This window comes from Kurthia sibirica (assembly GCF_003143975.1).
GTDB lineage: Bacteria > Bacillota > Bacilli > Bacillales_A > Planococcaceae > Kurthia > Kurthia sibirica.
In genome coordinates, this window is sequence record NZ_QFVR01000002.1 from 209,946 (window position 1) to 229,550 (window position 19,605).

General features: G+C 34.1%; 19 protein-coding genes. 5 read left to right on the forward strand and 14 right to left on the reverse strand.

Annotation, left to right across the window (positions count from 1 at the left end; translation table 11 throughout):
* Window positions 1-26 precede the first annotated feature (26 nt).
* The 4 genes from DEX24_RS02620 to DEX24_RS02635 all read right to left on the reverse strand — a co-directional run bounded on the left by DEX24_RS02620 (window position 27) and on the right by DEX24_RS02635 (window position 3,736).
* A complete protein-coding gene (locus DEX24_RS02620; RefSeq protein ID WP_109304885.1) occupies window positions 27-512 on the reverse strand; it encodes a PCYCGC motif-containing (lipo)protein in 486 nt (161 codons plus the stop codon).
* 128 nt (window positions 513-640) lie between these two features.
* Window positions 641-1,498, reverse strand: coding sequence for a hypothetical protein (locus DEX24_RS02625; RefSeq protein WP_109304843.1), 858 nt, complete (start codon window positions 1,496-1,498; stop codon window positions 641-643).
* Between the two features lie 104 nt (window positions 1,499-1,602).
* A complete protein-coding gene (locus tag DEX24_RS02630; protein ID WP_109304844.1) occupies window positions 1,603-2,043 on the reverse strand; it encodes a helix-turn-helix transcriptional regulator in 441 nt (146 codons plus the stop codon).
* Window positions 2,044-2,179: 136 nt separating this feature from the next.
* Window positions 2,180-3,736, reverse strand: a complete 1,557-nt coding sequence (locus DEX24_RS02635; RefSeq protein ID WP_109304845.1) for a sensor domain-containing diguanylate cyclase — start codon at window positions 3,734-3,736, stop codon at window positions 2,180-2,182.
* A 455-nt stretch (window positions 3,737-4,191) separates the two neighbouring features.
* On the opposite strand from DEX24_RS02635, the gene DEX24_RS02640 reads away from it, so the two are divergent.
* Window positions 4,192-4,518, forward strand: a complete 327-nt coding sequence (locus DEX24_RS02640; protein WP_109304846.1) for a heme oxygenase — start codon at window positions 4,192-4,194, stop codon at window positions 4,516-4,518.
* 59 nt (window positions 4,519-4,577) lie between these two features.
* On the opposite strand, the gene DEX24_RS02645 is transcribed toward DEX24_RS02640, so the two are convergent.
* Window positions 4,578-5,489: a C40 family peptidase gene (locus tag DEX24_RS02645; protein ID WP_246131352.1), complete on the reverse strand. Its 912-nt coding sequence runs from the start codon at window positions 5,487-5,489 to the stop codon at window positions 4,578-4,580.
* 259 nt (window positions 5,490-5,748) lie between these two features.
* Here DEX24_RS02645 and DEX24_RS02650 point away from each other — a divergent pair, with 259 nt between their 5' ends.
* A complete protein-coding gene (locus DEX24_RS02650; RefSeq protein ID WP_109304847.1) occupies window positions 5,749-6,936 on the forward strand; it encodes a class I SAM-dependent rRNA methyltransferase in 1,188 nt (395 codons plus the stop codon).
* Between the two features lie 87 nt (window positions 6,937-7,023).
* Here the strand turns inward: DEX24_RS02650 and DEX24_RS02655 are convergent, their stop codons facing one another.
* The 5 genes from DEX24_RS02655 to DEX24_RS02675 form a co-directional block, all read right to left on the reverse strand.
* Complete coding sequence (locus DEX24_RS02655; RefSeq protein WP_109304848.1) at window positions 7,024-7,716, reverse strand: dihydrolipoamide acetyltransferase family protein; 693 nt, start codon at window positions 7,714-7,716, stop codon at window positions 7,024-7,026.
* Between the two features lie 182 nt (window positions 7,717-7,898).
* Complete coding sequence (locus DEX24_RS02660) at window positions 7,899-8,594, reverse strand: ABC transporter permease (RefSeq protein ID WP_109304849.1); 696 nt, start codon at window positions 8,592-8,594, stop codon at window positions 7,899-7,901.
* Window positions 8,595-8,596: 2 nt separating this feature from the next.
* Window positions 8,597-9,517 carry an osmoprotectant ABC transporter substrate-binding protein gene (locus tag DEX24_RS02665; protein ID WP_186819588.1) on the reverse strand — a complete coding sequence of 307 codons (921 nt, stop codon included), beginning with the start codon at window positions 9,515-9,517 and terminating at the stop codon, window positions 8,597-8,599.
* 13 nt (window positions 9,518-9,530) lie between these two features.
* Window positions 9,531-10,190 carry an ABC transporter permease gene (locus DEX24_RS02670; RefSeq protein WP_109304850.1) on the reverse strand — a complete coding sequence of 220 codons (660 nt, stop codon included), beginning with the start codon at window positions 10,188-10,190 and terminating at the stop codon, window positions 9,531-9,533.
* 33 nt (window positions 10,191-10,223) lie between these two features.
* A complete protein-coding gene (locus DEX24_RS02675; RefSeq protein WP_109304888.1) occupies window positions 10,224-11,366 on the reverse strand; it encodes a betaine/proline/choline family ABC transporter ATP-binding protein in 1,143 nt (380 codons plus the stop codon).
* Between the two features lie 220 nt (window positions 11,367-11,586).
* Here DEX24_RS02675 and DEX24_RS02680 point away from each other — a divergent pair, with 220 nt between their 5' ends.
* Window positions 11,587-12,072, forward strand: a complete 486-nt coding sequence (locus DEX24_RS02680; protein ID WP_109304851.1) for a hypothetical protein — start codon at window positions 11,587-11,589, stop codon at window positions 12,070-12,072.
* A gap of 527 nt (window positions 12,073-12,599) precedes the next feature.
* Here the strand turns inward: DEX24_RS02680 and DEX24_RS02685 are convergent.
* Window positions 12,600-13,343, reverse strand: coding sequence for an SDR family NAD(P)-dependent oxidoreductase (locus DEX24_RS02685; protein WP_109304852.1), 744 nt, complete (start codon window positions 13,341-13,343; stop codon window positions 12,600-12,602).
* A 157-nt stretch (window positions 13,344-13,500) separates the two neighbouring features.
* Between DEX24_RS02685 and DEX24_RS02690 the strand changes: the two genes are divergently transcribed.
* Window positions 13,501-14,601, forward strand: a complete 1,101-nt coding sequence (locus DEX24_RS02690) for a helix-turn-helix transcriptional regulator (RefSeq protein WP_109304853.1) — start codon at window positions 13,501-13,503, stop codon at window positions 14,599-14,601.
* Between the two features lie 275 nt (window positions 14,602-14,876).
* Here DEX24_RS02690 and DEX24_RS02695 read toward each other — a convergent pair whose 3' ends face one another.
* The 3 genes from DEX24_RS02695 to DEX24_RS02705 all read right to left on the reverse strand — a co-directional run bounded on the left by DEX24_RS02695 (window position 14,877) and on the right by DEX24_RS02705 (window position 18,184).
* Window positions 14,877-16,025, reverse strand: coding sequence for a VanZ family protein (locus DEX24_RS02695; protein ID WP_109304854.1), 1,149 nt, complete (start codon window positions 16,023-16,025; stop codon window positions 14,877-14,879).
* Window positions 16,026-16,165: 140 nt separating this feature from the next.
* The gene (locus DEX24_RS02700) at window positions 16,166-16,456 is read right to left on the reverse strand and encodes a DUF6509 family protein (protein ID WP_109304855.1); all 291 of its coding nucleotides are present in this window, start codon (window positions 16,454-16,456) and stop codon (window positions 16,166-16,168) included.
* Window positions 16,457-16,900: 444 nt separating this feature from the next.
* Window positions 16,901-18,184 carry a hypothetical protein gene (locus tag DEX24_RS02705; RefSeq protein ID WP_109304856.1) on the reverse strand — a complete coding sequence of 428 codons (1,284 nt, stop codon included), beginning with the start codon at window positions 18,182-18,184 and terminating at the stop codon, window positions 16,901-16,903.
* 101 nt (window positions 18,185-18,285) lie between these two features.
* Here DEX24_RS02705 and DEX24_RS02710 point away from each other — a divergent pair, with 101 nt between their 5' ends.
* On the forward strand, window positions 18,286-19,419 hold the full coding sequence (locus DEX24_RS02710; protein ID WP_170112815.1) for an FAD-dependent monooxygenase: 1,134 nt from the start codon (window positions 18,286-18,288) through the stop codon (window positions 19,417-19,419).
* The last annotated feature ends 186 nt before the right edge of the window (window positions 19,420-19,605 follow it).

A 19,605-nucleotide genomic window follows, 5' to 3' on the forward strand; every position in this document is an offset into this window, starting at 1 on the left:
ACTCATAAAAGGTAGGTTTTCGTTCGCTATATTGGATTTTTTGTCGGTGTTGGTGCGGCAAAACCTTCTTTATATTTTTCATCAATGATAGTACGAATCTCTTTTACTGCTTTACCTTCCTGTTGTAAATTGATTGCTTCAACGGCAATGTTAACGCAGACATCACAGCGTGTTCCATGATCATCCCAGACGATGGCATCTGCTATTTTATATTCTTTTATAAAACAATTTACACTACTTTTATGATTGGCAGTTTCACCACAACCACAATAACAGGGTATATTCTCCAATAGTTCTGGTGATTGTCCCACAGCTAAATATACTTGCTGCAACTCTTCTTTCTTATGTAAAAAACTAGGTAATATTGTGACTGATTTTGTTTTTTCCTGTAGGTCTCCATTCGCTACATGCTGCTGTTGATGATTATCATACTCCCCACTCATGTCTTTTTTATCCGCACAGCCAAGTAGTAGTACTAACACTACTACTAGCAGACTTAGTTTCTTTTTCACATGACCACCCCCTATCTTATTGTAAACAATCTTGTCGAAAACAACTACCAAAATATTACTTTTCATACAACAAGCTATCTCCTAGTAGATTAAATCTACTAGGAGATAGCTTGTTGTATACGTTACGATTATTCTTCTTTTACATGCTCCGTTTGTTCACTAACCGCCTGATCTTCTAATATTTTCACCTTGAAATCTAGCTCCACACCTCTCTTTTCATCGGTTGGGTTCACATAGAGTGTTAAATGAATCTTATTGACATCCTTTGGTATGCTATTAAATGATAATATACCGTGCGAACCTTGATTCGATTCTAAAGACCGTGCTAATCGCCGTTCTTTATCGACCATTTCATATTTTGATGGAATAATCATATGATCGGCAACTAATGTTAATTTACTATCATTAAAATAAATACGATTTTGTGATTTATTGTAGAGAAAAACATAGATTCTTGTACTGTCCTTTAACATCACAATCTTTTCAATGGTTGCATATACCGATTCCTTTTCCTTACTACGATTTACAGGTACAGATTTTATTATTTTTTCTTTTTTTTCCGCGCTATCAACACGATTCACTGTATCTACCACTACCTGTGGTAATTTTTCCTTCGTTCCAAACTTATTTTTTCGTTCAATAATATTGACGATTTCCCCTGTAAATTCGATAGATGATTGTTGCACTAATTTTTCTTCACCATTTTTATCAATTATTAAAATCGCACCACTGTAATCAGCTGGAAATAATAGAACAAGCGAAGATACACCTTTTGACTGATCGTATTCCGAATCTTCTACAACAGCTGTTACATCAATTTTATACCCAATATAATCAGTAGGGTTTTTAAAAAATTCCTTACTATTTTTTTCTGTAATTACTTTACTTTTGGCAGTAGGGGTAACTTCATTTTTCGAGGGGCTTGAGCAGGAAATTAAGGTGATTACCACAAAGAGGCATACTACTATTAAATTAAGTTGTTTCATCGATTTCCCCTCCAAATTTCTCATTATTTATTTATATACCCTTTAATACCTAAATTGTGCATAAAAAAAACCTAATAATTTATTATTAGGTTAATGGCAATATACTATTTAGTAAATTCTTTCATTGCTTGCTCTTTACTATGCATCATCGATTTTATATATCCGTTTGAATCTACTAAACGATAATATGAGTGAATGACATTTTGTTGTAAAATCCAATCATCGTTTGCTGATTCTGTTCTCCACCAAAGCACATCATTAACGAGTGTATTATTTTTATAATAAACACCATCATTAGACACCAGGTAGATTAAATCCATCGGATTTCCACCCATCGCATTTTGTAATATTGAACTTGCTGGAAACAAAGCACAGATTGTGACAGCCACTGTCCAGCCACAATCAATTCTTTGTTTTTCAATTTGAACTACTGTTTTTTTGGAAACGCCAATAACCTCAGCCATTTGCTCTTGCGTATAATTATATTCTGTACGTACTAATTTTAATTTTTGTGAAATAATTGCCGTGATATCCGTTCTATCCATTTTACGTCACCTTTTCTGTTACGAACCTTGTGCTGAGTGTTAATTTTATCTCACAAAAATAGTAATGTCCAACCTTAGGCATTAAAAAAGACGCCCCTAATTACGGTGCGTCTATATCTTTTTACATAGCCCTACGTTACGTTGATATTGTTATTTGATTGCGACCATGCTTTTTTGCATAATATAACGCATCATCGGCTTTTTTAAGTAATTCGATTGGATTATTGGTCATGCTAGGATATTCTGCTACACCTGCTGAAATAGTAATAATTTCTCCTGATGGACTTTTCGTTTTCTCTAACGTGTGGCGAATTTTTTCAGCTAGGACTGCCGCTTCATCACTCGTCGTATTCGGTAATAAAATGATGAATTCTTCGCCGCCATAGCGACAACAAAAATCTGTGGTACGTGTACAATTCTTCAGCGTCTGAGCTAAATATTTTAGCACATTATCTCCTACATCATGTCCGTAAGTATCATTCACTTTTTTAAAATGATCCACATCTAATAATATGATGGAATAGGTTGTATCTTCAATCTGCCACCTTTCCATAACCTCCGTCAATGTTCGACGATTAAACAAGCCCGTTAGTGGATCTGTTTTGGACTGATCTGTTAAGTGATGTACTTGATTATGCAAGTATGCAAAACTTAAAATAAGCGATTCTTTCAATTGAATCACTTCATAATACCAAGCTGGTACTGATTTAAAATTTTGCGCTTCATTTTGTGATTTACTACTCTCTGTTAACTCCGCTAAACGTTGTAATGGTTTAGCGATTTTATATGATGCCAAAATAATAACAAGTAATGAAAATACGAGTAGTGGTAATGCAACATAAATCATCTTTTTCACCATATCACCTGCGGGTGCTTCTGCTACATTTGTCGGACGTTGTGCAAATATAGTCCAATTAGCCAATTTGACATGTGAAAATCCAATATACGCCTGTTGCCCACTTAAATTTTCACCTTTTGCTATACTTGTATGGTCATTTTTAATACCTTGTTGAATAACATCTATCGTTGAAAAATCTTCTCCAATACGTTGGGAATTGACATCATAAATTACTGTACCATCATGATCGACTACATATACTGTCGAGCCATCTTCATATGGATGTGTTCCCAGCAATGCCGATAATACATTATCTTCTTTCAAGTAAATTGTGCCACCAATAAGACCTAAATAATCATTATTTTTAGAATAAATTGGGACTGAAATAAAAATAATGAGACGCCCACTAATACTTTCATATGGCTCTGAAATTAATGGGGTTTTTTTCTTTATTGCTTGTTTCATTGCTGCCGAAGTTAATTTGACGCCTTTCAAGTCCAAAGTTTGAGGTGACGTTGCTAAGACAATCGCTTGTGCATCTACAATCGCCACAGAATTAAATGCACTTGTTTGATTACGGATTAAATCCGCTTTTTTGAGTAAATAATTTTGATCCTGTATGTTTTCAGAAATAGTTAGTGTATTTGCTGATAGTAATTTTAAAGTTTCTTCTAAATAACCATTTGCAGTAGATGCTAATTTTTGTGCATAGACACGATTTGTTTCCATCGCACTATCGCCAAGGCTCGTTTTATTCATTTTGTAGCCACTCCATATAGATGTAATACTCGTTAATACAAATGCTAACAGAGCCACTCCAATGATCAAATATTGTAATTTTATCTTTGTTTTCATCGTATTCCCCCTTTGAAAATAGCCCTATTTTCATAGTAACATATGTTTATATAAAACATCCAAAATTCGTAATATTTCCAATTTTCAATATAAAAATAGTTTTAAATGCTACCAATATTGTTATTTTGAACCTTTTTTACTTTTTTTAGAAATATAATATTGAATTTCTCCTATGAACCTTTTATAATCAATACATATTAGAGTGCTAGGAATTAGTCCCCCTACATTCTTTTACATGTGTTTGTTCTAAGCATTTAGCAAAGCGATATCCCCCAAAGTATCGCTACTTTCCTTGTAATTGCTACACATAAAAATAGAACTCTCCTTTAAAAAAACAAGCCATTTTTTCGTTGGCTTGTTTTTTTATATTTTTATAGTTTGTAGTTGATTTCACTGAATCAATTAGAGTAATCTTCATATGTAGACAACAATTTAAGAATAGGAGTGAATAAAACATGTTTGTAGTAACTAACCGTATTAAAGTGAAAAAAGGTTTTGCTGAACGTCTAGCACCAAACTTTACAAAAGGGGAAACCTTAAAAAACTTCACTGGTTTTGTCAAAACTGAGGTCGCAATTTCAAAAGATTTCGAAGAATATGATGAAATGAGTGTCAATATGTACTGGGAATCTCTAGATGGTTTTCATGAATGGAAAAATAGTGATGCTTTCAAAAATGCACATAAACGCCCTGAACCAAAAGAAGGTGAGACACCTAAAGAGTCTCCAATGTTAGGTAGTAAAATCGTCATCTCTGAAATTGTCTCAAGTACTGAAAAATAAGTTTCCATTGAAAAAGGAGCAATCATATTTTAAATGATTGCTCCTTTTTATATAGTTGATTATTGGTATGTGCCGTAACCAACCACTAGACGATCCCAATAACCTGCAAGGTTTTGATAATGCACTTTGTTACCTGCTGCATGAAGAAGTTTACCATTACCTGCATACATTGCTACATGAGTAATACTGCCACCTGAAGCACTGAAGAATACTAAGTCCCCAGTTTTCAATTGTGATTTACTAATTTTTTTAGAACCCGCATATTGAGCACCGCTTGTTCTTGGAATTGTTTTACCTAAAACTTGTTTATAGACATAGCTTGTAAAGCCAGAACAGTCAAAACCAGAAGGTGTTGTACCGCCCCAAACATATGGTACACCTAAATACTTCGCACCACCGGCAATCAATGCACTACCATTATTTGATACTTTTGCAACATATGATTTTAAGTTTGAAGAAGTGACCCAGCCAGTTAAACCTGTTGAGCTCTTCACTTTATACCAATTTTTGCCATTAACTACGCGTTTATGGCTTGTTTTAACTACTGCGCCTCTTTTAATAACACCTGCTTTAGCATTATGACCACCTGCTAGTTTATAAGCTGTCTTTGCTGTCGTTGTTTTAAATTGTTTTTTATATGTTTTTGCTGAAGAAACTGTTAATTTTGTAAGGTTTGTTGATAGTACCCAACCTTTTTTTCCGCTATTATATGATATTTTATACCAAGTTTTGCCGTTTACCGTACGTTTATGTGTCAGTTTAATTTTTGTTTTAGCAGAAACTTTGCCAATTTTAGTAACATTTGCACGGTGATAGACATTCTTGGCTGTCTTCGTAACATATGTACCTGAGATTTTTGATGCTGCCGATACTGAACTAGCTGCCGACGCTGTCATTGGTTGTGTTGCTACAAAATTTGCTGATAAAGCAATCGTTCCCGCTGTTAGTACCGTTATTATTTTCTTATTCATTTTTATTATTTCTCCCGTCATTTCTATATTCTTGTATTGTTTCGTTCTATTTTTTTGATATTTCAATGCTTTAATTAATAATTTTTTGCTCTTTCTACACTTTAGTCTATAGATTAATCACTGTTCATTCAACGACATTTCTTTTACAATTACATTAAAGAATATTACGGAGCTGTAATATAAATCAATTTCGCTTTTCTATGGAAAAAATGCGATAATAAGAGAAACTACTTATTAAAAAGGATGATTTATAAATTATATGGAAACTTTACGCGTAAAACCTGAGTTCTTGGCAGATATCAAAAGAGGATATTCACTTATCCACAAAGATGCTGTTACGAATAGACACTATCTAGAAACTGAAGGCGAACTTTTCGAAGTTGTCGATCAATTTAATCGTTTCCTAGGCAAAGCATATTATGGTATTCAAAACAAAGGCATCGGTTGGATTTTATCTACACATGAAGAAGAAGCTATTGATCAAGAGTTCTTCAATAAAAAAATCGCTTACGCACTAAAACAACGTGATTCATTTTTCAATGATTCAAACACAACTGCATTCCGCGTCTTTAATGGCGAAGGAGATGGCATCGGTGGTTTGAGCATCGATTATTTCGATGGGTACTTCATGATTAGTTGGTATAGCAAAGGAATCTACCAATTCCGCGATCAAATTATTGCTTCACTAGATATTTTGACAAATTACAAAGCCATTTATGAGAAAAAACGTTTTGATGAGCAAGGCACATATGTTGATCAAGATGATTTCGTAAAAGGTACACCCGGTGTCTTCCCAATCATCATTCGTGAAAACGGCATGAAGTTTGCAGTCGATCTAAATGACGGTGCAATGACTGGTATTTTCCTAGACCAACGTGACGTACGTAAAGCAATTTACGATACGTATGGTAAAGATACGAATACATTAAATACATTCTCTTATACAGGTGCATTTTCTGTCGCTGCAGTTCTTGGTGGGGCAAGAGAAACTACTTCTGTTGATTTAGCGAAACGTAGTCTTGCAAAAACAATTGAACAGTTCAGTGTGAATGGCATTGACTATGAAGCACAGGATATTAAAGTAATGGACGTTTTCAATTACTTCAAATTTGCTCAAAAACATGATATGAAATTTGATTTAGTTGTATTAGATCCACCAAGCTTTGCTCGTTCTAAGAAATTAACATTCTCAACAGCGAAAGATTACCCTATGTTACTTGAAGAAGCTATTTCAGTAACAGCAAAAAATGGGATTATTGTCGCTTCAACAAACAATGCAAGCTTTGGTATGAAGAAATTTAAAACATTCATCGACAAAGCGTTCAAAGATACAAATACAAAATATAAAATTGTTGAAACATTCGGCTTACCAAAAGATTTCAAAGTAAACCGTGATTTCCCTGAGTTCAACTATTTAAAAGTTTGCTTCATTCAAAAATTAAAATAATATAGCCAAAAAAACAGCAGCCCAAACCATCAAAATGGTTTGGGCTGCTGTTTTTTGAAAATAATTTCATGCTATTCGACTACTTTCCTATCCAATTGTTTCAGGATTTTCGATAAACTGTTTGAGGTCATCCATAAAGTAGCCAACTGATTCTCCATCGATAATACGGTGATCAAATGATAAACTTAGGCCCATCATCGTGCCAATACCAATTTGACGATTCGGTAAAATGACTGGGCGCTCCTTCATAGCATGCACACCCAATATGGCAGCTTGTGGGTAATTGATGATTGGCGTAGCGTATATACCTCCACGTATGCCGGTATTAGACAATGTAAATGTACCGCCTGTAATATTTTGAATCGTCAATTTTCCTTCACGAGCTTTTATGGTAAGTTCTTGAATATCTAAGGCAATCTCTTCAATTGTTTTTGTATCAACGTTTTTGATAACTGGTACGATTAAACCTTCATCTGTCGCAACAGCAATACCAATATTATAAAATGTTCGTATCACTATTTCTTTTTCTTTTTCATCTATTGTCGCATTAAAAATTTCATGCTTTGCTAAAAGTTTCGGTAATAATTTCACGAAAATAGGCAAATATGTAATTTTAACAGTTGTTTGTTTATTTAATAACTCTTTATAAGCCATCAACGCATCTACTTGCACTTCATCCATACTTGTCGCATGTGGAATTGTGAAAGCTGATTTTGCTAAATTTTTATAGATTTGTTTTCGCATACCTTTGATTGGTAAACGATGCTCTTTTTTTTCCACGAAATATTTCACCTACTCAATAGATTTGACTCCTATATGCTACCGTTCTTTTCTACCTGCTGTCAAATAGAGAAAAAGAATCATAATAAATGACTGAAAGATTCCATTTGAATAGAAAAAAACTCTATAAGATGAACATTTTACATGTCAATCAAATAGAGTCTCTCTCATAAGATTTATTCTTATTCGTTTAATGAACGAATTTTTGGAGTCGTTATTTTTTTATTACGTTTCACTGGATCCAGTTTACGTTCAATCCAACCTAATACTAAATCTGCCATAACAGCCATCAATGCTGTTGGAATGGCACCAGCTAAAATAATCGCCGCTCCATTCGTAGCATTTGTCCCACGAATAATTATATCCCCAAGCCCTCCTGCTCCGATAAAGGCACCGATTGCTGTAATACCAATTGCAACAACCAAAGCAATGCGAATACCTGCGATCATGACAGAAAGCGACAATGGTAATTCGATTAAATAGAGTACCTGTATCTTTGTCATTCCCATGCCCTTACCTGAATCAATTAAATCTTTATTAATATTATTAATGCCTGTATACGTGTTTTTTATAATCGGTAATAGCGAGTATAAAAAGACTGCTACAACAACTGTTTTTTGACCTAATCCCATGCCTAGCATCAATATCGCTAGTAGTGCAAGGGCAGGAATTGTTTGAATAATATTCGCGATCGTGATGATAATATTTGATAGTTTAGCATATTTTGAAATGAGAATCCCAATGGGAATTCCGATAATTGATGCTAGTAATACACCATAAATAGAGATGAGAAAATGCTGGATGAATTGCATGAAAACATAGCTGCCATTTTCACCAAAATAGTAGAAAAATTGTTCGAGTGTATTCATATTCTCCATAGCTACTTCCCTCCCTCTTTTTCAAAATAATTATGTTTGTCGAGGAAATTTTTAGCGACAACTGCCGGCTCTAATAAGCCATTATCTGCCTCATAATTTAGTTTTTGCATTTGGTCCGTCGATATTTTCCCAACCAGCATTTGTAAAACTTTTTTCACTTCTGGTTTAGCTTTCAACAGTTTATTTGTCGCCATCGGGCTCGCATCGTATGGTGGAAAGAAATGCAAATCATCCTCAAGTACAACTAAGTCATAGCTAGCTATACGCCCATCCGTTGTATAACCAAGGACAACATCCATTTTCCCAGCTTCAACTGCATCATAGACTAAACCAATTTGCATTGGATATACTTTTTCAAAGTCAAAATCATACTCTTTTTTAAATGCTTTATAACCATCGCCCGGGCGATTCATCCAAGATGAGTCCACACCAGCTTGCATTTTGCTCGCAATTTTTTTTAAATCACTCACTTTTTTCAAGTTATATTTTTTAGCATTTTCTTTTGAGACCATGAAAGCGTACGTATTGGCAAAACCATATGAATCAAAAAATGTTTGGTCATATTTTTCTTGAAACGCCTTTTGTACTACTTTCATCGCTTCTTTAGGATCTTTAATAGCATCCATTCCAAGCGCACCTGTTAAATCCGTTCCCGTATAACGTGTCGCTGAAATATTAACATCACCATTGATCATGGCTTGATGTGCTACGACACTAGAACCCAAATTATTGATGAGTGTTACGTCTTCATCCATATAATGTTCAATCATTAACTTGACCATATTCCCCATAATTGCACTTTCTGTTGTCGTCATTGTAGCTACTTTAATATTGTCATCTGAAGCACTATTACTAAATGAACAGGCCGATAAGATGAACAAAATACTACAAATACCGATGATTAACTTAAGTTTCATACGCATTTGCTGTCCCCTCCTATCTTTCTATTCGTAAGCCTTTTGGCGTCGCCCATTTCTCTACTTTTGATAAGAGACCATCGACAATAAGTGCTAATATAGTGACTAAAACAGCACCGCCAATTATAAATTCTGGTTGATATAAATTAAGTCCATTGAATATAAAGTCACCTAGACCGCCTGCTCCTATGTAAGAAGCCAATGTTGCCCAAGAGATTGCATAGACTGCCGACAGGCGAATACCTGCCATAATTACAGGAATAGCTAGAGGAAATTCAATTAAGTATATGCTTTGAAATTTCGTCATTCCCATACTCGTACCTGCATTTTTCAAATCTTTGTTGACCGATTGCATACCAATGAATGTATTATTCAAAATCGGTAGCAATGTATAGATGAATAATGCCACAATTGCCGGTAATTTACCGACACCTAAAATTGGAATCATCAAAGCTAAAATAGCTAATGACGGTAAAGTTTGAAGTACGCTTGTAATCGCCATTACTATTTTGGCTACTTTTTTTGTTTTCGATAACACAATACCTAATGGAACTGCTACGATGATTCCCAGCAATAAAGCTAGCATAGAAATATAAAATTGTTCCCATGTTTTCAAAACAATTTCAGCTCTATTATCTACAAGAAAATCACTAGCAGCTTTAAAAAATGATTCGATCATATGTTCACTTCCTTCTCAAAGCTTCATTTTTTGTTAGATAGTAGATTGTTCTTCGATATCTTCATCGCCCCAAATTGTGTCATAAACCATATCGACAATATGTGCTCTCGTAATGAGTCCGACTAATTTATGATCCGCATCGACAACGGGAATATTTTTTAAATTTCTTTTTAGAATTCGACGAACTGTATCTTGTAGCTTTGTTTCATTTTTTACATAAAAAACATCTTTATCCATCGCATCTGCAACACTTTGTGTTCGATGTCTTTCCGATGTAATACTCTCTACATCGATAAAACCTTTTAAAATATTTTGCCCATCAACGACAAATAAAGTATCAACACGTTTTTGGACCATCGTACGAATTGCTTCATCTAAACTTTTTTCAAGAGAGATTGTTACTGGCGTAATCATTACTTCGTCTACTAGTTTTGCACTCGGTTTTTCTTGCACAAGTCTGTGTGAACCGATGAATTCTTTCACGAATTGATTTGCGGGATTAGATAATATGTTATCTGGGGTGTCACATTGGATTACTTGGCCATCATGCATAATACAAATACGATCAGCCAATTTAAGGGCTTCATCCATATCATGTGTTACGAAAACGACTGTTTTACCAAGGCGTTGTTGGAGGTCTTTCATTAAATCTTGCAATGTATCTCGTGTAATCGGATCTAAGGCACCAAAAGGTTCATCCATAAGTATTAAATCTTGATTTGCCGCCAATGCACGTAAAACACCTATACGTTGTTGCTGACCACCCGACAATTGTGAGGGAAACATATCTAAGTAGCTTTCTGGTAAATTAACGAGTTTTAATAAATCTTCTGCTGTCTTATTTTTCTTGTCTTTCTCCCATTTCAATAAGCGTGGTACGAGTGTGATATTATCTCGAATCGTCATATGAGGCATTAAACCAATTTGTTGAATGACATAACCGATACTCCTACGTAATGTAACTGGATTTTTTTTCGTTACGTCCTCATCATTAATTAAAATTTTCCCACTTGTTGGTTCAATCATACGATTAATCATGCGCAATGCTGTCGTTTTACCACTGCCTGACGTTCCTATAAAAACAATGAATTCCCCTTTTTTTATATCTAGATTCAAATCGTCGACAGCTTTTTTTCCACCACGATATACTTTGCTTAAATGTTCTAACTTCAACATCATCCACTCACTCCTTCCTCTGACTTTCTATTCTTATACCCTTTTCTGGAAAATAACTACCACCCATTCCCTTTTTATCTAATTTCAACCACCTTTTCATCTCAATACGTCGCTTCGTGTGCATTGTATGACCTCGTGCATTATAATGAATGAAGTATTAAAATCTTTTGCAAACCTTGAAATAACGTAGAATACGTCGTCATGGTAGAGAAGGGAATTTATGTTTAAAAAACGTCCTTTAAAAATTCAAGTTTCAGGCTGCTCTGGAGTAGCCATTATCTGCTTTTTGGCCTTATTAATTATATTATTAGGTGTCACAATCCCATTTTTTAGTTTTCTAGGTTTGTCGACGCTTTTGGAAAAATTCAACTTAATAAACCTAGACTATTATAGCCATTGGTATCAAAATTTCTTGTATTTTGGCTGGCTATTAATTCTTATTTTAGCTTTGGTTTTCATTATTGATTTGTTGGCTTTATTTATAATGGCCTCCTTTAATTTAGACTATTCACCAATGATTAATCTTCTTAGTACAATGCTCCAATTTGCGATTAGCACGATTGTCTATTTCTTGGTATACGGCTCTCTATTCCATCGCATCGATTTAACTTGGTTAGGGGCATCCATTACAATGGCTATTCTCTATCTCATCATTTCTACTTTTACAACATCTTCAATTGCAGGGCCCACTCCTGATGAAGAGTAACCAATAAATGACAGCTCCTACAAATTATGTAGGGGCTATTTTTATAAAAAAAAAGCTCGATTTTTATCGAGCTTAACAATACCAGTAACCAGCCTATATTAATGACTGACTATTCATTCATTCCGGCGATATTTTCAAAAAACTGCTCGTATCCATCACTTATTTGTTTTCTTTTTGTCCTACTAATCATAAGATGACAAATTTTCCTAGTCAAATGAAAAACCGTAATTTCTTGATATTTCATACGTTTTTTAGCTCTTTTCCACGTAAAAAATACTGCTTTTTTAAACTATTTCTTCGAAAAAAATCATTTGTTATTATAAGCTATACTTCTTTCTTAAACATAGTCAAATGACTGTTATTATGCGTTTTAAGAAAGGATTTTATTTGAAAATCTTTCTTTTTCACTCCAATTTTTAAGCTGTTTTTCTCTAACTATATAAATAAATTAGCAAAAAAAAATAAAATTGCACAAAAAAAGCACGATAAAAAGGATTTCCCACCCTTATCGTGCTTAAAAATAATCATTATTGCGCTGTGTAACCACCATCAACTAATAAAGTTGTTCCGTTAATAAAACTAGCATCATCACTAGCTAAAAATAATACGGCATTGGCCACTTCTGTTGGCGTACCTAATCTCCCCTGTGGATGCATTGCCGCTAACCCCGCTTTATCTGCCTCACTAGCCATTTTTAATAATGGGGTTTCAATATAACCTGGGCATACGGCATTCACACGAATATTTTCTTTAGCATATTGCACGCACAGTGCTTGTGTTAATAACTTCACGCCACCTTTTGCTGATGCATAAGCTGTTGTAGAACCTCTGCTGACAAAACTGTGAATAGATCCAGTATTGACGATTACACCCGCAGTCTGTTGTTTTTTAAATTGTTCAACTGCGTATTTATCACATAAAAAGACACCTGATAAATTAATATCAATTGTTCTCTTCCAACTTTCAAATGATAGTTCTGCTGCCGGACCATCATTCGCAATACCTGCATTTGCAAACATAATATTTAGTTCACCAAATGTTTCTACCGTTACCGTAATCATATTTTTCACTTGCTCTTCATTTGTCACATCTGTTTTAACAAATAAAGCTTCTTTACCAACTGCTATTAAGTCTTCTACAACTTGCTGCCCTTGATCTGAAAAATCTGCAATGACTACTTTAGCCCCTTCGTTGGCAAAAGAAATTGCTGTTTGTTTACCAATGCCACTTGCACCACCTGTAATAATCACTACTTTGTTGTTGAATTTCATATCTGTCATCCTCCCATTTGTGTATAACCAAAATATACGTTTTAATTAACTTTGAAGCTCTATTCCATTGTATGCCTTTCGTGCTATTAAAAAACCCGTCATTTATAGCTATTTCTGACGCATCATATACCCCCATTTGTAGGGAGGAGAAAATTTTATGAACAATCAAATAACTTATACCCAATTCGTTCTTTTTTGTAAAGTACATGCACAGGGTTTACGCGAAAATATTCATGCCTATATTTCAATTAATGATGCTCCAAAGCTACTATCAATAGAATTGTCTTTTTTACAACTTTTTTCCGAGCAAAAAGTTGATTTACTACAAGAAAACTATGATTCTGATATTAATATTTGGCTACAGTCACAAAAAGATGTTCTTACAATTGAGGAATTATCATTATTTCGTTATATATTTGAACAATCTATTTTTGCTTTGCTCATTCAAAATAAAAATACCGAATTTAGCGCTTTTACTTTTTTCTTATCTGATTTATTTATACGATTATCATCATGCTATAACCATTTCCACCAGACAGTTACTCAAGAACATAGCCCATCTCACCATGATAAAAAAACACAGCAACTCATAGCATTAAATGCTTTTAGCGCATGTTTAATTGCTGCGACTGATGCCACGTCTAGCCTTCCTGCATTACTACATGATGCAGAGTCCATATTTTCATTTAAACGTTGTGTTTTTTATGCCTATAATCCATGGCTCAACGAATATCATGGTGTCTATGGTGCCGAGCTCATGAAAGTTCAAAGTATGCGTGGTAAATTAGCTGATCATACAGCCGTCTTCTCTGAACGCAAACCCATTTTTTTAAAAGACCCTACACATTACTTACCTGCCAGTGCCATCGAATTATTTCAGCTTTCTTCAATTGTTTTTACACCGGTATGCGATAAAAACAAGCAACTTTACGGTTGGCTGACATTCGATCAACTATCCGAAGAATTTGATATGACAAAAGATGATTTAGAAGTATTGGCACAAGCAGCTAATTTACTGGCACAATTTCTTGGACGTAAAGCAAGTAGTAACGTTACTACAGCAGTTCAACTTACTGAGAAAGAAAAAATAATTTTAACACTATTAGCGGATGGTCTTAATAATAAACAAATGGCTGAATTATTATTTTTGAGCCCTCACACAATACGTGATTATATTGAGCGACTTATGCACAAACTCCATGCCAAAAACAGGACACAAGTGATATCCACAGCTTTTCGTCTCTCATTAATTACCTAGAAACGTAGTTATCCACAATTCTCTCTATAAAAAATAACCATCATCACCATTTATTCCCATAATTATGTTTTTACTTTACGATAGGTAAAATTTTTTACGCGTTTTAAAACATAGAACATATTTTTATGGACCTAAAACCCATTTTTCTTACCTATCGTTTAATTATTCACTACATATTCTAGTTATCCACAGATACTACTTTTTTCATTTCGATAAAGTTATACACAAAAAGTCTCCTCTACCTTCAATTGGTGGGAGACTTTTTATTTTTACTATTATTTTTTTCTAGTCGTATATAAATCCGCTGATTCATCAAAGAAGAAGCGACGTTTTCCTTTACCAAACACAACAAGCATAATATGAATAAATAAAACAATTGTTAAAATTAATGCTGCGATGCTTGCCCCTAAAGATAACAATACAGATGCTTCATAGTAAACTGAATCCATTGTGACTGTAATATTATTCATTGTCGACACGATGACCGTAATAAAATACGCGACATATAACGCAATAAATCTCTTCGTTAAACGTGTAATTGTCAGTCGTTTTGAATGTTTACTTGAATAACGAAAACGCATAATCGCAGAACCAATTGTTCTACCATTCCAAATAATCGGTAATAGAAGTTGTCCACAGATAAGTAGAACTGTCGTAACAATAAAATTGGTAACTTCATTGTGATTTGTGGTACTTAAAACTAATTGACGTATAAGATCCATTATAAATAGATCAATGGCAATCGCTAGTAGTACAGCCATTGACTTCACTTCATCTTTTTCCAATAAGTATTCCGCACGCTCTTCTATCGTTTTTTTCGATGGGAAAATAGCTAATACTGCTGGGGCAATGAAAAATCCAATAATACCACCAATTGTATTTGTCATTAGATCATCGACATCAAACAGGCGATAAGCACAATTATAAATGCCATAAATACCTGTTAATTGTGTAATTTCGAAAAAGAAAGTGGTAATGAATATGAGAATAGCTGCCTTCCACCATTTTTTCTTATCCCCAAGATAATAGCGTAAAAAGACACCCAACGGTAATAATAATAAGAAATTAAAAAATACTTGATAAAAAGCCGATTGCTTAAAGAGCAACATATATGTAGCTGGATTTTTCAAATTCAACCATTGGCCCTTAAGAATATCCTCTACAAATTGAAAAGGGATGAGAGAGTAATGGACAGTATTTGGATTTTGCATAGCGCATGTATCTCGCGTCGTTGGTAAAGGTAAAATCACTAAAAATAATGCAGATAAAAAATAAAAAATAAATGAAAATGATATGAGTGTTGTTGATAATGGTAAGAAACCATATTTTCGATACATATAAATTAACCAAGGAATCCATAAAAAGAATACGAGTATAATAAAAATGATTCCTGCAGTTACTATTGGTGTTGTGTATTGTGACATATACCCGCTTCCTCCTCTACCGAAATTTACTATTCTTCACAATGCTCGTTTCATTTAAATAAATGCCATTCAATCATACATAGAAAAAGATATTCGTCAGTTGCGATTTTTCAATCGCCGAATACCTCTTTTTTTACTAGTTATTTTTCAGCTTTTATTTTCTCTGTACAAAAGTCGATTATCATTTTTTCTTCATCTTCTTCTAGTGCAAATTCTAAATAACTTAAGTCTGCTTTCGCAATTAGAAAATAATTCACTAATGACACGACATGATCTTTTACGCCAATAATCGCACGCACTTCGATCCCGCCTTCTTGGAAAAGTTCATCGTCTTCATCAATCATTAGATCTAACGTAAATTCAAAACGTTGACCTTCAATAATATTCGTTGGATCTAAAATTTCTTGCATTAGGTATGATTCAATTGTCATGCGTATCCGCTCCTTAAAATTCTTCATCTATTAATGATAACGCAAATTTTAGATTAGTAAAGTTTCTATATACGATTAAACGTAATTCAATAAAAAAAGATGCCCAAATTATTTTGGACATCAACAGTTAGTAGCAATTTTGGTATGTACGGCATGTGAGCTATAGTTGGTTGAACAGGACCAACTAGAAAGCATGAGTAAACTCACACGCCTTATCTAGCTTTATGTGCTTACATAGCATTGGGGTACTAGGAAAGCACTGATTTCCTTGAAGAAAAGCATTTTGGTTAAGTGACATTCGCTTTTATTTACTTAAACGTCTTTAAGTAAATGAACAAGCCAAATGCTATTTAATTTTCGCATTTTTCTATCAAGGCATACTACATATATACCCAGAAAGTAGTTTTTGAAACCCGCCATACAGATATATTGAAATAATTATTTTCACAAAGTAGGTTGTGAATAATATTGCCATTTTAAATCCAAATTCACTTTTTCTACGAAATCATTCCAGTCGTTTAAGCGTAGTTTATAGGTGAATAGATTCGAATGATTATACGTAATTGTCGTTGAATCATTATAAAATTGAAACCACTCATTATTCATTTGATATCTTTCAAGCGCATTACCATGTTCAACCTTTTGCTTAAACATCGATAAAGCGTTTGGTATTCCCTCAACAAATACTCCAGCAATATCTTCATTTAGAACATACTGGTTCAATTTTTTCGTCCAATGACTGACAATATTTTCATCTAGGGCTGCATATAAATCATTTTCTAATTTATATATATTTTCAGTCGCCTCCTGTTGTCTTTTATTAATATCGGCTATTTTATAATTGTAAAATGACGAATAAACCGTTGTTATTTTATGACGTAAATCATTTGAAATATCATTTTTTTGTAAAATTAAATTTATTTTCATTGCAAATAAGCCTAATTCAATTCCCAATTGTTCTTCGCTAACTGCCGTTGATTTTTGGGTAATTAACCATTTATTTGCTGATTGAAAAATAATACCCGCTAGGCTAAGTTCGGTTTCAGTATACATAGTTGTTGGCATCAAAATACATTGTGGATATAATTTTGAAATAATTAATCGTAATACATCCCCCATAAAATATGAATCTCGTAGTAACCATTGATCTTCCGTATGCGCAACTTGTGCATAATCCGGTTCCAAACGAATAAAATTAGCGTACAAATGTATTTTTCGTAAATAAAGTTCTGTGATTGATTGGAACATAATCGCTGACTCATCTTTGATATCATTGCGCTCAAAAAATTTACCTACCGTATTAATATAATAATTTACCATACGGTCAAAACTTCTTGTAAATACATTATCTAATTGTGTCAATTGCTGCTTTTGATCTTCGCCGTCAAAATCACGATGGATCCGCTCATGGTAAACAACATATTCAGATGCTAAATAATCTATATGCTCATCTATATTACTAAGACGATTAATTGACATGCCTTCTTTAGCATTTAAATTATATTCAACCATTCGCCAAAATATTTCTATTGGAAGGCCCTGTTGTTGGATGTCTTCTATCGTCATTGCCTGTGCGTGCATTCTTTTTTCAGGTGAAAAATACTGTGGAATTCTTTCCTTTGCATCTTGAACATAACGTTCTTTTACTTTTTTCACTTGTGGTGCTTGCAAATAACGGATTGCCATACGATCTAGTGTTTGTTCGCTATCGCTATTAGATTTCATCACATCGTCAGTCCTCCTTTAATTATTTTTCGAACGTTCTTTATTTTCTTATATTTCTTATTATCATATACTAACTATAGAAAATAAAAAAGGAGATGCTCTCCATGCATATTGCAATTGTAGGTGGTGGTATAGGTGGTTTATGTACTGCTGTCGCTCTCGCACAACAAAATATTAATGTAACAGTTTTTGAGTCTGCAGCTAGCTTTAAACCAATTGGTGCAGGAATTGGTATTGGTTCAAATGCAATGCAAGCATTAGTAGAACTTGGTGTTGGAGCGCAACTAACCACTAATGGTACGGTATTAAAAACACAAATTTTTAAAGATGCTACAGGCAAAATTCTTAACACTATTGATTTTAGTAAACTACAAACATTGTATGGACAAATGAATATTACGATTCAGCGTGCCGATTTACATCGTATTCTCTTTGAAAAATTACCAGTGGGCTGTATTAAATTCAATAAAAAATGTGTGAAAATTACACAGTTAGAACATAGTTGTATTTTATACTTTTCTGATGGTAGCCATACCATCAGTGACTATATTATTGCCGCTGATGGCATTCATTCGACCATTCGCCAACAGCTACTACCAAGCAGCATTACACGTTATGCTGGATATACTTGTTGGAGAGGTATTGCCGATAACAAGGATTTTATCGCTCCTGATACGTCCACTGAGTTGTGGCATGCAAGTGGTCGTTTTGGTTATGCTCCTTTATCTCATGATAAAATATATTGGTTTGCCTGTGTCAATGCACAACCACATGATGAATTTTTAAAACGCTTAGAAAAAGAACAAATTGCCTCTATCTTTCATCAATTCCCGAATGTCGTAAAACAAATCATTTTAGCAACACCACCTAACACGATTTTACACCATGATTTATACGACTTAAAACCTTTAAAAACTTTCCATTATACGCGTGTTCTCTTACTAGGTGACGCCGCACATGCTACGACTCCTAATATGGGGCAAGGGGCTGGTCAAGCGATTGAAGACGCACTTTGTTTTGCACAATTACTTCAGCGGTCTACATCATTTGACGAGGCTGCTCAACAGTATGATCAACAGCGTGTACGTAAAACGGCTCGTGTCACAAGATTATCTCGTCAAATAGGACAAGCTGCACAGTGGACGAATCCTATTGCAACGGCGACGCGTGATTTTTTATTTCCCTTTACTCCATCCTCTCTCTTATTAAAGCGCTTAAAATTTTTATATAAACGATAAAAACAAGCGGGTTCCCATTTGAGGAGTTCGCTTGTTTTTATTCATCCTACTTATTGAATATACTTTTTGTTCTGTATTGGTACTTCAATTAGTAGTACCAGTATGTTTTTTAGCTCCGTGAAGGTTTGATTCTCTTTCAACAAAAGGCGTGATAAGGGAATCTTTTTTGGCATATGAACTAATGAA

What these genes read in the sequence shown, in the direction of transcription:
- DEX24_RS02670 (WP_109304850.1), bottom strand. Translation starts at nt 10,190, where the DNA reads ATGATCGAATCATTTTTTAAAGCTGCTAGTGATTTTCTTGTAGATAAT.
- DEX24_RS02650 (WP_109304847.1), top strand. Translation starts at nt 5,749, where the DNA reads ATGGAAACTTTACGCGTAAAACCTGAGTTCTTGGCAGATATCAAAAGA.
- DEX24_RS02675 (WP_109304888.1), bottom strand. Translation starts at nt 11,366, where the DNA reads ATGTTGAAGTTAGAACATTTAAGCAAAGTATATCGTGGTGGAAAAAAA.
- DEX24_RS02685 (WP_109304852.1), bottom strand. Translation starts at nt 13,343, where the DNA reads ATGAAATTCAACAACAAAGTAGTGATTATTACAGGTGGTGCAAGTGGC.
- DEX24_RS02665 (WP_186819588.1), bottom strand. Translation starts at nt 9,517, where the DNA reads ATGCGTATGAAACTTAAGTTAATCATCGGTATTTGTAGTATTTTGTTC.
- DEX24_RS02695 (WP_109304854.1), bottom strand. Translation starts at nt 16,025, where the DNA reads ATGTCACAATACACAACACCAATAGTAACTGCAGGAATCATTTTTATT.
- DEX24_RS02645 (WP_246131352.1), bottom strand. Translation starts at nt 5,489, where the DNA reads ATGAATAAGAAAATAATAACGGTACTAACAGCGGGAACGATTGCTTTA.
- DEX24_RS02700 (WP_109304855.1), bottom strand. Translation starts at nt 16,456, where the DNA reads ATGACAATTGAATCATACCTAATGCAAGAAATTTTAGATCCAACGAAT.
- DEX24_RS02640 (WP_109304846.1), top strand. Translation starts at nt 4,192, where the DNA reads ATGTTTGTAGTAACTAACCGTATTAAAGTGAAAAAAGGTTTTGCTGAA.
- DEX24_RS02680 (WP_109304851.1), top strand. Translation starts at nt 11,587, where the DNA reads ATGTTTAAAAAACGTCCTTTAAAAATTCAAGTTTCAGGCTGCTCTGGA.
- DEX24_RS02690 (WP_109304853.1), top strand. Translation starts at nt 13,501, where the DNA reads ATGAACAATCAAATAACTTATACCCAATTCGTTCTTTTTTGTAAAGTA.
- DEX24_RS02625 (WP_109304843.1), bottom strand. Translation starts at nt 1,498, where the DNA reads ATGAAACAACTTAATTTAATAGTAGTATGCCTCTTTGTGGTAATCACC.
- DEX24_RS02635 (WP_109304845.1), bottom strand. Translation starts at nt 3,736, where the DNA reads ATGAAAACAAAGATAAAATTACAATATTTGATCATTGGAGTGGCTCTG.
- DEX24_RS02660 (WP_109304849.1), bottom strand. Translation starts at nt 8,594, where the DNA reads ATGGAGAATATGAATACACTCGAACAATTTTTCTACTATTTTGGTGAA.
- DEX24_RS02710 (WP_170112815.1), top strand. Translation starts at nt 18,286, where the DNA reads ATGCATATTGCAATTGTAGGTGGTGGTATAGGTGGTTTATGTACTGCT.
- DEX24_RS02630 (WP_109304844.1), bottom strand. Translation starts at nt 2,043, where the DNA reads ATGGATAGAACGGATATCACGGCAATTATTTCACAAAAATTAAAATTA.